Genomic DNA, 14677 nt, shown 5'->3' on the forward strand with positions numbered 1-14677 from the left:
GACCTGAACGTAGCGCAAAATCTGAAACGGCTGGCAATCACAACTGCCCTACCCGTGGCGAATCTGTCCGGCAATGGTACTACGGTGGAGGGGGTCTCTACCGTAGTCGGGAACGTCGCGTCTGTCAGATACGATTATCGGAATACGCAGTCGGCGCACGTTCTGAAGAGTAGATATTCCACCCCTTACCCGCTGGCCTCGACTTCGGTCGCAAATTGCTGTCGATAGAGATCGTAGTACGCCCCACGACGCGCGATCAGTTCGTGATGAGTACCGCGTTCGACAATCTGGCCGTTTTGAATCATCAGAACGAGATCGGCGTTACGAATGGTACTAAGCCGGTGCGCAATCACAAAACTGGTACGTCCGCTGAGCATCTGATCAAAAGCCCGCTGAATAATGCGCTCGGTGCGAGTATCAACACTGCTGGTTGCCTCATCGAGGATCAGGATGCGCGGGTTCGCCAGTGCAGCCCGGGCAATGGCGATCAACTGGCGCTGCCCTTGGCTGAGACCCGTCCCACGTTCGCCGAGGATGGTCTGATAACCTTCGGGCAAGCGCTCGATAAACTCATGCGCGCCGACAAGCTTGGCCGCCGCGATGACCTCTTCATCACTCGCTTCAAGCCGGCCATAGCGAATGTTGTTCATCACCGTATCGGCAAACAGGAACGTGTCTTGCAACACAATTCCGATCTGTGCGCGTAAACTTGCCGCCGTCACTTCACGTACATCGTAACCGTCAATTGTTACGCAACCGGCACTTACATCGTAGAAGCGCGGGATCAGATTAACCAACGTAGTCTTACCGGCGCCGGTTGGCCCAACGATGGCAACGGTTTGGCCCGGCTCGGTGACAAAGGTAATGTCACGCAGAACCGGCTCACCCGGTTTGTATTCGGCCCACACGTGATTGAACACGACGCGGCCTTTGATCGGCGGCAATGGACGTGCGTTTCGTGCATCGACGAGATCCGGTTGGACATCGAGCAGCCCAAAAATCCGCTCGCCGCCGGCAATTGCGTTCTGAACGTTTGTCCATAGCGTAGCGATTTGCTGGATCGGTTGGTTGAACCGTTGCACGTACTGAATGAACGCAAAGACGGTACCGAGCGAGATGACTGTAGTCCCGAAGAGCGGCGCGTTGCGGAGCGCACTGAGCGAACCGGTCACCACTACAATCGCGATTGCGACATAACCGAGTGCTTCCAACACCGGGTTCAGGGCACTGGTAAAGCTGGCAGCGCGAATACTGGCATCACGGTTTGCCGCATTCACTCGTTCAAATTGAGCAATACTCTCGGCTTCACGGTTGAACGCCTGGACTTCACGAGCACCGGCAATACTCTCTTGCAAACCGGCATTGACATTCCCCAATTGCTGGCGGCTGAGGCGAAACGCGCGCCGTGCTTGGGTTGAGAAGTAAAAGGTGGCGAGGATCATCAACGGCACCACGCTTAGGCTGATCAGGGCATAGGGTAAATTGCTCTGCACCATTGCGTTGATTGTCAAGCCGATCTGCAAGATGCCGTTAACAACGCTCAAGAGAGCAAAACTAAGCGCCTGCTGGATGGTGTCGGTGTCGTTCGTAATTCGACTCATCACATTACCGGCCTCATTGCGGGCAAAATAGCCGAGCGAAAGGCGGTGGATGTGGGCGAAGACATCTTCACGGAGTTGACGTAAGGCGTGCTGACCAACCCAGTTCATACTGAAGAAGGCAAGCCCTTGGAATAACGCCCCACCGATGAAGACTGCCAACAACCAGCCGACCAGCCCACTTACGCCACTTAACCGATCGGCCACTGTGGCTGCCGGATCGACGGTCGCGTACCAACAAGCATCCGCTTTCGGGAACAGGTAGCAGTCAACGGCCTGCCCGATCAGTTCGGGCGCCGTAACTTGAAGTTGGGCACTTGCCGTGATCAAGATGAATGTCAAGGCGACGGCGAACCAGTAAGGCCTAAAATAGGGCCAGAAGCGGGCAACGGTCGCCCAGACATTCTTCGGCTTTTGGACTTCGGTATTGAGCATGCGGCCAGGGCCGCCTAGTCCTCCCATCATAGTGTAGACGCTCCTTCGCCCGCATGCCCGTTTGACGACGGCAGCGGTGCATCTTCGACCAACTGTGAAGCGTAGATTTCGGCATAGATCGGACTCGTTTCCAGCAGCTCGGCGTGTGTGCCGCTCGCGACGAGCCGACCTTTATCGAGCACGAGGATGAGATCGGCATTCCGTACCGTACTGATCCGTTGGGCAATGACAAAGCTGGTGCGTCCCCGCATCAACCGGTCAAGTGCGCGCTGGATCAGAGCCTCGGTAGCAACATCAACGCTACTCGTGCTATCGTCGAGAATGAGCAGGCGTGGGTTGAGCAGGAGCGCACGGGCGATGGCGATGCGTTGTTTTTGTCCGCCAGAGAGGGTTGCACCACGTTCACCGACTCGGGTGTTGTAGCCATCGGGAAAACTCATAATAAAGTCGTGGGCGGCCGCTGCCTTTGCCGCTGCGATCACCGCTTCATCACTCGCGTCGGGGCGGCCAAACGCAATATTCTCGCGGATCGTCCCACTAAAAAGGTTTGTCTCTTGCAACACAATCCCGATCTGGCTCCGCAAGCTATCAATTGTCACATCGCGCACATCATAACCATCGATCAACACCGCTCCTTCACTCACGTCGTAAAAGCGCGGGATCAGATTAATGATCGAGGTCTTACCACTGCCGGTTGCGCCGAGCAGCGCCACCGTCTGCCCCGGTTCAACAACAAAACTAACATCTTGTAACACCGGTGCGCTACTGTTGAAATAGCGGAACGTGACATGACGGAACTCGACGCGACCTTTGAGTGGTGGCAGCGGAATAGCGTTGGGTCGCTCCACAATCTCACTTTGCGCATCAAGCACCTCAAAAATGCGACTAGCCGATGCACCGGCTTGGGCGAGCAGCGCAATAATAAAACCGAGTTGACCGAGCGGGAAGAATACATACACAAGGTAGAGGCTGAATTTCTGGTATTCACCCAAAGCCAACGTACCATTGAGGATCTGCTGACCGCCAAAATAGAGAATTGCTACTTGGCCGAGTTGAGCGATCAGAAAAACTACCGGAAACAGAAACGCAAAGATGCGATTAACCTTGATCTGTTGCTCCATCAGCGCTGTCGCTGCCCGGTCGAACCGCTGCTCTTCGTAAGATTCACGGGTAAATGCTTTAACAACCTTAATTCCGGCAATATTCTCTTGCAAAATAGTATTGAGTCGTGATAATCGATTCTGCACTTCGGCGAAGAGTGGCTGGCTGATCCGACCAAAGATGAAGAAAACCGCCAGTGCAATTGGCAACAGCGGCACGATTACCAGTGTTAATTGCCAGTTAGTGAAAGCTAAGACGATTAATGCCCCGGTGAGTAACAAAAAAGACTGTGCCGTCAACACCAACCCCTGTGCGACGAATGTGCGCACGCGCTCGACATCATCGGTGGCGCGCACCATCAACTGCCCGGTTTGGTTGCGGTCGTAAAAGCTGAACGACATCCGCTGGATTTTGCTAAAAATAGCGTTACGGAGATCAAACGCCAATCCGTGTGATGTACGTTCGGCCATAAACGTCTGCAAAAATGAGAAGATGCCACGCATTACGGCGAACGCTAGAATGAGCAACGCAGCGTTAATGACAATACCTTCGGCATTGGCAGCATCAAGTTGAAGCTGCTCAATGGTGACGCCCAACCGAGCGGCTGCGGCAGCTTGGAATGCTGCCGGTACTTCAGTCAGGATGCGTGTTGCCACGACACTGCGGGTCACGGCATCGATCATGTTCTGCACCAGTTGCGGCACCGCCAACTGGGCTAGCGTCGCAATGACCAGCGCTCCGTAAGCAATGGTAACCGTGCGTCGTTGTCGGCCAAGATAGCGAATGGCTCGGATCAGTGCGCCCGGTGTTGGTCGCTGCGTTGATGATTGAGCGAAACGGTTAGCTTGCATAACAAAGGCTTCCTAGCGTGTGACGAATCTGACGACATCACGTCCGCATCGCGCGTTCAAGTAAATCGAGAAACAACCGCTGTTCCGTGTGCGTTAAGCCGCTCAGTAATCGTACCATCCGATCTAATCGCTCGGCCTCTAGATCATGGTGCAGTTTGCGACCGGCTTCACTGAGTGAGAGTAGCACCACACGACTATCGTCGGGATGGGGACGGCGTTCGATAAGGCCATTTTGCACGAGCCGCCGGGTTAGTGCCGTGAGGGAGGGAGGTGTAATATTCAATGCATCGGCCAACTCTCGCATCGATAAGCTGCGGTCGGGGGCGAGGAGACTGAGCAAGCGCAGGTGCGACATCGACAATCCCCACTCATTGAGCTGTTGCATAAGGGGACTGCGCGGTTGGTTCGCACGCATACAGTCAAGAAGTTGAATCATGCGTTGGGCATTGATAAGGGTAGTCTGGTCCATGACCGCTCAATTGTTTAGTTAGACAAACTAAATAAAGGGTACTACGATATGATTGACTTGTCAAATGCGTATTCCGTCCTGGGTTCCGCGCGCATGGCACTGCTCCTATCGTTCTGCTTGGTATACCGCCGGCCGTGATCGGCACACCTTCATAAACGTTTTGTAGTCTTGCCTACGTCAACTGTCATCTTTTATCCACACGATGATCCTATACTACTAACAGCCGGAGTATTCACGATTGTCAACGGATACCGCTATGTCGCTTGAACTCATGTCTTTCTCGCCATCCACAATGTTACCGGCTAAGGATGCTCGGCTCCGGTTCGTGAGTGATGTGCCATTGATTCTGTATCCGCCCCTCGCCATCCTCAACGAGGAACTGACACCGGTCGAGCGTTTGTTCGTCCGTAATCGTCAGCCACACATTCCGCATCTTGCCGACAGTTGGGAATTGACGATTGACGGGCTGGTGCGGTATCCGTTGACCATCACCCTATCCGATCTACAGCGTACACCGGTTGGCAGTTTGATCGCGGCTCTCATCGGTCAATCCCGCGAGCATGCAGACTACGCAAACATTGCCAACGCCGAATGGATCGGCACACCGCTGGCGCTCTTGCTGGAGGCAGCCGGGGTAAAGGCCCAAGCCAGCTTCGCCGTTTGTCGAAGTGCCGGTGAGCAACCGCTCGTCTGTTATGTTACCCTCAGCAAACTCTGGCAAGACGGGATGTTGGCGTATGCGGTGAACGGCCAGCCCTTACCGGCGGTGCATGGTGGGCCGGTGCGGCTGGTAGTACCGGGTTGGTATGGGTTTTATTGGATCAAGTGGCTTACTCACATCACCCTGATTTCAGCCGATAAAGCGCCACCGGAGGCTCATTGCTCCGGCGAGCTGGCAATCGACTGTCGCTTGTTCACCGACGATCATTCGTCACTTTACGGTATGGCATGGTCAGGGGGGCATGGAGTAGCGCGGGTGATGCTCTCGGTCGATGGCGGCCCGTGGGTCGATGCTGAACTCGACGATGATCTCGGCCCACGGGCATGGCGCCGCTTTTGGTATCGCTGTCTACCGGTCGGCAGCCGCCGGTTAGCCGTACAGATCAGCGATAATCGTGGTCGCAGCACCATCCGCAGGTGGGATCTGCTGAACGATGTGGCGCTACGCGCGAAGTTTCTCCCGTAGGTATCCTTCTAATTCACTCATCGGTACTCGTTCCTGCGCCATCGTATCGCGATCGCGCACCGTTACCGTTCCTGCCAACGATGGGTCTTTGCCCTGACCAATCGTATCGAAGTCAACCGTAATGCAGAAGGGGGTTCCGATCTCATCTTGACGACGGTAGAGCTTGCCAATCGCGCCGGTATCGTCATAAACGGTGCGCATCTCGCCACCGACCTGCAACCGGCGCCGCACCGCTTTGGCCGTAGTGACAAGCTGTTCGTGGTTGCGTTTGAGAGGGAAGACGGCGGCCTTAATCGGAGCAAGGCGCGGTTTGAGGCGTAACACCGTCCGGTAATGTTCATCGATGAGCGGTTGTACTTGCCCACGCAGCTTCTTCCCGACCTCGATCTGATCGGCGCCGGGCATCGCCAACAACTGCTCAACTTCAGGTAACCGTTCGGTGAGCGCCTGTTGTAACGCTTCGCCACGAGCAAGGATGGCATCGCGGGCTTCACCACCGATCTTCTCACTACGCCCAACCGACTTGAGGAACGTCTGTAAGGCATCACCGGCAGCAGCCAACTTCTCGGTCGGGATCGGCTTGGTCAATTCTTCCGCATACCCTTCGCACATGACCGCCAGCATACAACGTCCCACCCCGGCTGATGGCTCGATCACATACGGTACCACATGGCGACCGCTCGCCTGATCGAAATAGGTAAGGCGGGCGAGGCTATCTTCATTGCGGTTCACCCGGGCGGTTAGATTGAGTTGATCTTGATCTTTGCTGTGTGAACCGAGATCGTAATCGGTACGGTTAGCGATGCCCTCGATCTCTTGCACGCCGATGTTGGGGTAATCGTACATAAGGTCAAACGTGCGTTTTGAGTAGTGGGCAAGCTCATCGGGTGGCACGTCGTAGATAGTAATCCGGCTCCGCGGAATACCGATCTGCTCCCACCACGCCAATCGGGCCTCAAGCCACCGCTGATGCCACTCTTCATCGGTACCCGGCATGACAAAATACTCAATCTCCATCTGCTCGAATTCACGCACCCGGAAGATAAAATTGCGTGGGGTAATCTCGTTGCGAAACGCCTTGCCGACTTGGGCAATCCCAAACGGCAATTTTCGGGCAGTAGTGGTAAGAACATTAGCAAAATTGACAAAAATGCCTTGTGCCGTTTCGGGGCGCAAGTAGGCAAACGAGCTACTATCAGCCACCGGCCCGATCTGGGTACGGAACATCATATTAAACGGGCGCGGCTCGGTGAGGTCACGCGAACCGCAATTAGGGCACACACCGTGAATATGGTCGGCGCGCCAGCGCATCTTGCAGGTGCGGCAATCGACCAAGGGATCGTTGAAGGTCTCTTCGTGACCGGAATACTTCCAGACTAGCCGGTTCATCAAGATTGCCGCATCGAGACCCTCCATATCATCACGTTCATACACATTCGTCCGCCACCAATCGGCAATGATGTTATTCTTCAATTCGACGCCGAGGGGGCCGTAGTCATACACGCCCTGTAAACCGCCATAGATCTCGCTGCTGGGAAAGATAAAGCCGCGACGCTTTGCCAGCGCCACGATCTGGTCAAGAGCGGTAGCCGGCACGATCTTCCTCCTTTGCTCCAACAAAAAAACCGGGCGACATATCGCCCGGGGACGCATCACAACCTGACGCGCGGTTCCACCCCGGTTAGCGGCATGAGCCGCTCACCTCAACCACACACCGGCTCCCCGGCGCCGTTCCGCCGTTCCGAGTCGCCGGGCTTACACCATTCCCGGCTCGCTGGGTACTCCTTCCGGCGTACTCCTCCGGTTCATCGCCGTCGTGGTCCGAGTATAGCACAGAGGTGAGCGACCTGCAACTCCTTTGCCATGCTACCGGTGAGGTTGACTATTGCCGGCTACATTCGATGGCGTCTCTTCTTCGGTCAGATGTGTATAGATTTGGGTCGTCGCGATTGAGGCGTGTCCGAGTCGTTCCTGTAACTCGCGTAAATCCACGCCGTTGCGCAACTGATGGGCGGCAAAGGAATGCCGTAGGATGTGCGGGGTTAGATCGTGCAGACCAGCCCGGTCGGCGTACTCCTTCAGGATCAGCCAGAAACCTTGGCGGGTCAACCGTTTGCCGCGATGATTGAGGAAGAGTGCCTCGTCATTGCCATGGGCGTGGTTGGCTAATTTGGGACGGGCAATATCAAGATACTCTTCAAGCGCAGTCAGCGCCGCCTCACTGAGCGGCAGAATCCGCTCGCGCCCTTGCCGACCCAGACAGCGTACCGTTTTGCTCGTGAACGAAATATCGTCAATATTCAATGCAACCAATTCGCTGACGCGCATACCGGTTGCATAGAGCACTTCGAGCATCGCCTTATCGCGTAGTCCTTCCGGTCCGCTGTTATTTTGCAGCGGCAATTCCAGCAGCTCATCAACCTGATTCTGGGAGATAGCTTTTGGCGGGAAGCGATCAACGCGCGGCGCGTCAAGTTGCTCAGTCGGGTCATGATGAATAACGTTGCGTTTGCGCAAAAAGCTAAAGAACGATTTAATCGCCGCCAATCGTCGCGCGACGGTTGAGTTGGCGTACTTTTTCTCTTTGAGCGTGATGACGAAGGCTAACATTGCCTCGGTATTCACATCGTTCCACTGCTCGATTCCTCGCTCTTGCAGAAACGAGCAGAGTTGCTCGAGATCGGTGCGATAGGCCGCAGTGGTATTGGCCGACATCTTCCGTTCATCGGCTAGATAGGCGAGAAATTGCGCTACATACTGGTTCATGCGTCTGCCCGGTCGTTACTCGCCACGTGTCTGACGGATTGCGTGACGGTTATGGTACTTGAAAGCCTGTGGCGTGTCAATCTAGAAGCAGCAGCTCTCTTTGAAGCCGCAGTGTTGGCAACGGTAAAATCCGGCCCAAAGTATCATCAGCGTTTGACATACAGGACACTCGCGTTGATCTTCGTCCCTGCTGCGTGGGCCACTCACTGCCGGTCGTTCCTGTTCAACCGGCTCGAATGACGGTGGTTCTGGTGGAGCCTGGTTCATCGCACCCTCCTTCCACGTCCAAGCCTGCCCGCTTATTGTACCATGCGTTTTTGGGTAGCAATGGTGCAGCGAATGGTTTCTGCTATACTGACGGTAGTTTGACACAACGAGAGTACACTTGCATGCGCACATTGATTGTCTTTAACCCAACGGCCGGGCACGCCGAGCAGTTAGAAGCCGAACTTGAAGCAGCAGCTCAGGTCTGGCGTGAACACGGTTGGTTGGTCGAGTTGCAGCCGACTAATGGTCCTGGCGATGGTCAACGGCTGGCCCGCCAGGCGGTTGATTGCGGGTACGATCTCGTCGTGGCTGCCGGTGGCGATGGGACTATTAACGAGGTGGTGAACGGTTTGGTCGGTAGCCAGACGATGTTGGCTACGTTGCCGTTAGGAACGATGAATGTCTGGGCACGAGAATTGGGTTTGCCACTCCAACCACGTGTCGCTGCTCAGACGATGTTGGGGTGGTCGCCGCGATCAATTGATGTCGGGCGCGCCGGCGAACGTTATTTTCTCTTGATGGCGGGGATCGGTTTTGATGCCGCGATTACGGCTAATATTCGTCCTGCAGAAAAACGGCGTTTTGGCGCGTTGGCGTATGTTGCCCGTGGTATCGAAGAGGTAATCCGGATTCGGGGTACACGAGCAAATCTCTTCCTTGATGGTCGTCGGATCAAGGCTCGTGTGCTGATGATCGTGATCGGCAATTCGCAGTTGTATGGTGGTTTAGTCAAGATTACTCACCGTGCCAGTATTGATGATGGGTTGCTCGATGTGTGCGTGATTAAAGGCGACAATGGTCTGAACGCTATCGGTCATTTGATTGCTATTCTCCGGCGCCGATTCAGCCTCAACCCCGACATTGCCTATTATCGTGCCCACGAGATTGAGGTGATTACCCGACCACCCTTGCCGGTCCAAGTCGATGGTGATCCTATCGGAACCACGCCGATGCGGTTTACCGTTGTGCCGGCAGCACTGCGGGCTTTGTTGCCATCTGAGCTGCCCGACGATTTAATCCAGCAACCACCACCGAGTGCGCGCCGCTGGTCACAACGGCTCTTGGCATGGTTGCGTCGCCGTCGGATGGAGGATGAAGCATGAAACTGCACTGGTTGGTGATCATCGCCGGCTTGCTACTTGCCGCGTGTAGTGCCGCGCCGTCACCTGACCAATCACCGGTATCGGCTCCGTTGCAGGGCGACGAATTACCCGGCCGCCTGCTGTTCAGTCGTGAGGGTGGCGTATGGTTGTGGGAAGGCCGAATTGCCCGTCAGTTGATTGCCCCGCCGGCGACCCAGCCGGCCTTTGATCCGCGCGGTGAACGGATCGTCTACGTGGCAGCGCGGGCCGGTGCGAGTGATTTGTGGGTGGCCGATAGTTCAGGGGCGATGCTGGCCCAATTGACTCGCAACGACCCGGTTGCACCACCCGGCAGCATCGAGCGTGTATATGCGGCAATGTGGGCGTTCTATCCGGTTTGGCTTCCCGATGGAAGTGGTGTGTTGGCCGCTGCCCAAGCCGCACCGCCGGTTGGTGATCCACCGACTGATGCGCCGTTTGCCATCTTCCGCTATGACCTCAACGGTCAACGCCAACCGGTATTTGCCGATGCGAATGCCCATATCGGGCGTATCGTCGTTCTTCCCTCTCATGAGAATGAGCTGATTGCCGTGCGCACCGTGCTCGGTAGCGATGGTCAACAGCAGCTCTACCGGATTGCCAGTGGGCAGGCTGAGCCGCTGCCGGGGGCACCTACTCCGGCCTACGATCCGGCGGTAAGCCCTGATGGAAGGTGGATGGTTTTTGCCGTAAGGATCAACGGTGGTAGTGACCTCTACACCTTGCCCGCCGCCGGTGGTTCCCCGGTACGCATCACCGATCTTGGAACGGCGCGCGCACCGGTCTTTTCTCCTGACGGTACTCTGCTGGCTTTTCTCGCCATTCCACCGGGTGAGCGCGGGTTCGATCTCTACCTTGCGACGGTGACGGTCGATGACGAAGGTCTACGCCTTGGCCCGTCACGTCGTTTTTCAACCGGTTTCGCGATCAACCCCGATGCCGGTTTGTCGTGGACACGATAGACGGGGCAATTGGCGCCGTCTATCCGGCCATCGACTCCTGCTGTTGCGGGATGGTCACCGCCACCGGGCGCTCACCAAGGAGATAGGCGATCACATCAGCCGCCGAGTAACCACGGCGCAGATCAAAAATCGTGCGCAGACGTAACAAATCGTCACCGCTCGTCAGCAACGGTGGTTCGATACCAATATCGGTGCGGGCCTGACCAACACCAATATTTGCCATCAGGGCATTGCATAAACAGCGCCGGCCTTCAGTTTCGGCCAGATCGCCCCCTTTCTTGACAAACGTTGCGATCGGCTCACTGGCACAGCGATAACCGATTGTGCCCTTCGGCGTGCGGTACATCGAGCGCAGATAACCGAGATCACAAATACGTTGACGGGGTACGCCTTGGGCTGGATCGTTGTCCCAGCGCACTACCTTAAACGGATAGCCGGTCGGAGAGGCGCGCGGATCGGTAAAGACATCAACTGCATCGCGGGCTGCTGCGTCGAGCACCGAGCGACGCAGGGAATCGTCAAGCCCCGAATCGGTACAAAAGGCAAACAGCGTACCGACTTGGATCCCCATCGCACCAGCAGCCCGTGCGGCAGCCAGCCCTTCCGGTGAAGCGGTACCCCCTGCCAGCCAGAAAGGCAACCCCAGGGCTGCAATCTTGGTCGGATCGACCACATCACGCGGGCCGTACATCGGTTCACCCCGTTCATTAAGACGGAGTTCACCGCGTGGCGGTGCGTTGTGACCTCCTGCCGTTGGACCTTCGATCACCAATCCATCGACGCCGGCAATCTTGCGGGCAAACATTGTCGCTAACGTCACACTAGCGACAATCGGCAAAAAGAGTGGTCGGCGGAAAGGTGGTGGTGAGCCCGGCCAATGCTCAGCCGGATCGAACGTAATATAGGTCGGTGGTGAGCCATCGTCGCCTTCAATTTCAGCGGTGAGGCGTGCGGGTTGGTTGGCGGCTAAGGCATCAAGTGCGGCCGGGATCTCACGCGGAATGCCCGCTCCCATAATAATCACATCGACCCCAGCCAACAAAGCCCCGTAGAGCAAAGCCAAATTCGGTAACTGAATCTTTGTCAGCAGATTCATACCGATTGGGCGCTGGTGCCCCTCTTTGGCCAGCCACACCTCGACAAACGCTGCTAGCATTGCCACCTGTTGTCGTTCCTTGCTCACCTTCAGGTTGTACATCGGTAGCAGCGCATACGGCTCGCCAGGTTCGCGACCGTTAGGGCGGAAGTAGGTTTCCAAAACCCGTTCGGCTACGCCGGGAATGGGAAAATGTGCCATCGCACGGCGCATCGCCCCATCTCGGTCACCATCTTGCAATCGACGGATGAGAATGGTATCGATCCCGGTCCCAGAGACCACACCAAGTTGACCACATGCTGCTACGGCGCGTGCTAGCCGCCAATCAGAGACAGCGGCACCCATGCCACCCTGAATAATCATCGGCAAATCGGTGGCGCGCATTGAGTCGAACTCCTTCACCATTCAATGAGTAGGCAGATCCCTTTACAACTGGCTACAAGATATGGACGCAAGTCCATAAGCTGTGGGTATGTCATCGAGGGTCGTTAATCCTCGTGATCGCTAGAAAGTCAGTCCACAGTGTTTGTATCATACCGCAGAGTAACCAACGGTGCCAGATAAGAATTCGCTACATAGAGCGGCCATCTCCGCGAATCCCATCTTCGCACACAATGAGATCGAGTTGGTAATCGTGTGCTTCTCGCGGCAGTTGCTCAATTTCCTGGGCGGCGAATGCTACTCCAACTGCGAGGGTTGGGGCAGTAGCGAGGAGCATGTCGTAATAACCACCGCCGTAGCCCAACCGATACCGGTCACGATCAAATGCCAGCAACGGGACAATCGTCACCGACCACTCCCCGGGATGAGCCGGATGGATCTGGCGTGGTTGTCGCGTGCCGAACTGACCGCGCACCCATTCCGATTCGGCCAAACTATCAATCCAGCTATGCTCAAGTTGATGGCGACCGACAACAATTGGGACAGCCACCGCTTTGCCGGCAGCCAACGCTGCTGCAATCAGTGGTCTCGTATCAACTTCAGAGCGCATCGGGAAATAACAGTGAATCGCCGAGGAAGTCGCAAATGCCGCTAAGGTCTGGACTAGTGCGCAGATTCGTTCACTCCGTCTTTCCCGTTCGGGTAACGTATCACGCAAGGTCATCATCTTGGCACGTAAGGCAGCCTTCTCGGCAGCAATGTCGGTCATGAAGATAGTCCGTTGGACCACAGCGTTCCTGTGGTCCAACTCGATACTATAGATGCGGTGCCTTTATTTTGCGGATCAGCGAGGCAAACGGCGGCAACGGCTTGGGATTCGGGTTACGTGGGAACCATCCCAAGTCGGCACGTACCGCTTGTTCCTTCAACTCGGTCGCGCCCCAGATGAACGATGCTCCGGTGACACCGAGAAGCGCCGACCAACCGGCATCGGCAACAAATAGTGAGCCAATGATTATCCCGACTCCTAACAGGAGGGGATACGGCCACCATAAATAGCCGAGATGGTATTCCATTCGGATGACCCAGAAAAAGCCAAAGCCGATAATGCCAAGGCTAAAGAGCCCTATCGCTAACCCTTGCCACATCATACATTATACTCCGTAAGATTACTAGTGACGATAAGATTGTCGTCTGCGGATGCCTGCCGGCTCTTACCGAGTTACCCATGGTTATGCAATCTCAGCTTTACGATCTATCGAGTGCGGGGCCGGTTCCATCGGATCGGACGGTTCGCGATCGAGGGGATCGTGAATTGTCGCCGTTCCTGCTGCCAGATACCGTGCATGGCGCGGATTAGCCGGATTGGCCGGGGCATGACCATGGCGCACGCGCCGGTCTTGCCGAACTAGTTCAAAGGCATCCCACCAGAGCGAAATCCCCACCACACTACACACGCCGCTAATTGTGATATTCGGTGCAAAGAGAGCTACCAGGTTCAGAGCAAGACCGGCGATGATCAACACAACCATTGGGGGGCGAATATCGGCGCTTTGTGCTTCGAGCCAACGTACCCCGACGTGTCCCCACCAGATGCTGAGAAACGTAGCGATTGCTAGCCAAAGACCACTTGTTTGTACCATGTCAATCCTCATAAAACTATACAAATCTGACTAATCCTTTGCAGTATTACATGGAAGCCTTTGGCTGTCAAGTGAATGATTTCACAGGATATCGAACGGCAGCCATGGTGGCTGCCGTCGTCCGATAGCGGTTGGGGTAGCGTGCTCATGAGGCAAGCGGCGATGAAGTCTCACCTCAACAAGTTATGTCGGTAACCACCCCGCTACTTCTTCATGCATCACGGCACGGAATTGGCCCCAACTGGACCAACGCCCGTTGATCGCCGGATCGGTAGTAGACGGTAACTGTCGTAACTTGTCAGCCAGTGCCGGCAACGTTGGCGGGGCAACGGTGCGCATTTCGGCGACTTGTTCTGTTGGGTCGGCAACGTGGAGCGTACCGCCCAATTCGGTGAGCCAGAAGACGTAGCTCACAAATCGACGGAGAACGGGCTGCCGTGCTTCGTAGGTGATAATACCGAGGAAGCGCTCGATATGCACCGTAAGGCTCGTCTCTTCAGCGACTTCACGCTCAAGCGCGATGGCAATCGGTTCGTTGGGAGCGATACCGCCGGTAAGCAAGCGGAAGACTTCTGGCGGATAGTAGGTTTTACGCGCCACCAGAATACCGCCGTCACGCCGACGCACCACCATTCCCACCTCACCTAACCGATCAGTCTTGATCAGTGGATCAAACTCGCCGTCGGTGAGAACAACGTGACGGTGGTGCGGTACGCCGTATTGGGCGGCGAGCATGACTACTTCCGCACGGTGGTGTGGTGGTAGCCAATCGAGTGCTGATGGTACGTTCATATGATGACC

General features: G+C 55.9%; 14 protein-coding genes. 4 read left to right on the forward strand and 10 right to left on the reverse strand.

Going from position 1 to position 14677, the window contains the following annotated elements:
• Positions 1-185 precede the first annotated feature (185 nt).
• From AC01ZF_RS09855 to AC01ZF_RS09865, 3 genes are read right to left on the reverse strand one after another with little or no spacing between them, the layout of a single operon-like run.
• Positions 186-2063 (reverse strand): ABC transporter ATP-binding protein, encoded by a 1878-nt coding sequence (locus AC01ZF_RS09855; protein ID WP_428111766.1) that lies wholly within the window; start codon positions 2061-2063, stop codon positions 186-188.
• Positions 2060-3985 (reverse strand): ABC transporter ATP-binding protein, encoded by a 1926-nt coding sequence (locus tag AC01ZF_RS09860; protein WP_428132280.1) that lies wholly within the window; start codon positions 3983-3985, stop codon positions 2060-2062. Before AC01ZF_RS09860 ends, AC01ZF_RS09855 begins: the two co-directional genes overlap by 4 nt.
• Before the next feature lie 37 nt (positions 3986-4022).
• Positions 4023-4370: a MarR family winged helix-turn-helix transcriptional regulator gene (locus AC01ZF_RS09865; RefSeq protein WP_424676446.1), complete on the reverse strand. Its 348-nt coding sequence runs from the start codon at positions 4368-4370 to the stop codon at positions 4023-4025.
• Positions 4371-4710: 340 nt separating this feature from the next.
• Here AC01ZF_RS09865 and AC01ZF_RS09870 point away from each other — a divergent pair, with 340 nt between their 5' ends.
• Positions 4711-5640, forward strand: coding sequence for a molybdopterin-dependent oxidoreductase (locus AC01ZF_RS09870; RefSeq protein WP_424676447.1), 930 nt, complete (start codon positions 4711-4713; stop codon positions 5638-5640).
• On the opposite strand, the gene AC01ZF_RS09875 is transcribed toward AC01ZF_RS09870, so the two are convergent.
• Both AC01ZF_RS09875 and xerA read right to left on the reverse strand, forming a co-directional pair.
• Positions 5617-7236: a glycine--tRNA ligase gene (locus tag AC01ZF_RS09875; RefSeq protein ID WP_424676448.1), complete on the reverse strand. Its 1620-nt coding sequence runs from the start codon at positions 7234-7236 to the stop codon at positions 5617-5619. The two genes, AC01ZF_RS09870 and AC01ZF_RS09875, sit on opposite strands and share 24 nt — an antisense overlap.
• Positions 7237-7506: 270 nt before the next feature.
• Complete coding sequence (gene xerA / locus AC01ZF_RS09880; RefSeq protein WP_476575330.1) at positions 7507-8406, reverse strand: site-specific tyrosine recombinase/integron integrase; 900 nt, start codon at positions 8404-8406, stop codon at positions 7507-7509.
• Between the two features lie 51 nt (positions 8407-8457).
• Here xerA and AC01ZF_RS09885 point away from each other — a divergent pair, with 51 nt between their 5' ends.
• The 3 genes from AC01ZF_RS09885 to AC01ZF_RS09895 all read left to right on the forward strand — a co-directional run bounded on the left by AC01ZF_RS09885 (position 8458) and on the right by AC01ZF_RS09895 (position 10756).
• On the forward strand, positions 8458-8646 hold the full coding sequence (locus AC01ZF_RS09885) for a hypothetical protein (protein WP_424676450.1): 189 nt from the start codon (positions 8458-8460) through the stop codon (positions 8644-8646).
• Between the two features lie 149 nt (positions 8647-8795).
• Positions 8796-9776 carry a diacylglycerol/lipid kinase family protein gene (locus AC01ZF_RS09890; RefSeq protein ID WP_424676451.1) on the forward strand — a complete coding sequence of 327 codons (981 nt, stop codon included), beginning with the start codon at positions 8796-8798 and terminating at the stop codon, positions 9774-9776.
• A complete protein-coding gene (locus AC01ZF_RS09895) occupies positions 9773-10756 on the forward strand; it encodes a TolB family protein (RefSeq protein WP_424676452.1) in 984 nt (327 codons plus the stop codon). The genes AC01ZF_RS09890 and AC01ZF_RS09895 overlap by 4 nt, the downstream gene beginning before the upstream one ends.
• A 19-nt stretch (positions 10757-10775) precedes the next feature.
• Here AC01ZF_RS09895 and AC01ZF_RS09900 read toward each other — a convergent pair whose 3' ends face one another.
• The 5 genes from AC01ZF_RS09900 to AC01ZF_RS09920 form a co-directional block, all read right to left on the reverse strand.
• On the reverse strand, positions 10776-12236 hold the full coding sequence (locus AC01ZF_RS09900) for a nitronate monooxygenase (RefSeq protein ID WP_424676453.1): 1461 nt from the start codon (positions 12234-12236) through the stop codon (positions 10776-10778).
• Between the two features lie 187 nt (positions 12237-12423).
• Positions 12424-13002, reverse strand: a complete 579-nt coding sequence (locus AC01ZF_RS09905; RefSeq protein ID WP_424676454.1) for a 5-formyltetrahydrofolate cyclo-ligase — start codon at positions 13000-13002, stop codon at positions 12424-12426.
• A gap of 46 nt (positions 13003-13048) precedes the next feature.
• Complete coding sequence (locus AC01ZF_RS09910; RefSeq protein ID WP_424676455.1) at positions 13049-13384, reverse strand: DUF4491 family protein; 336 nt, start codon at positions 13382-13384, stop codon at positions 13049-13051.
• Positions 13385-13465: 81 nt separating this feature from the next.
• A complete protein-coding gene (locus AC01ZF_RS09915) occupies positions 13466-13876 on the reverse strand; it encodes a DUF4491 family protein (RefSeq protein WP_424676456.1) in 411 nt (136 codons plus the stop codon).
• A gap of 183 nt (positions 13877-14059) precedes the next feature.
• Entirely contained in the window at positions 14060-14668 is a 609-nt protein-coding gene (locus tag AC01ZF_RS09920) for an NUDIX hydrolase (protein ID WP_428111776.1), read from the reverse strand.
• Positions 14669-14677: the final 9 nt, after the last annotated feature.

It is taken from the genome of Chloroflexus sp., assembly GCF_056331925.1.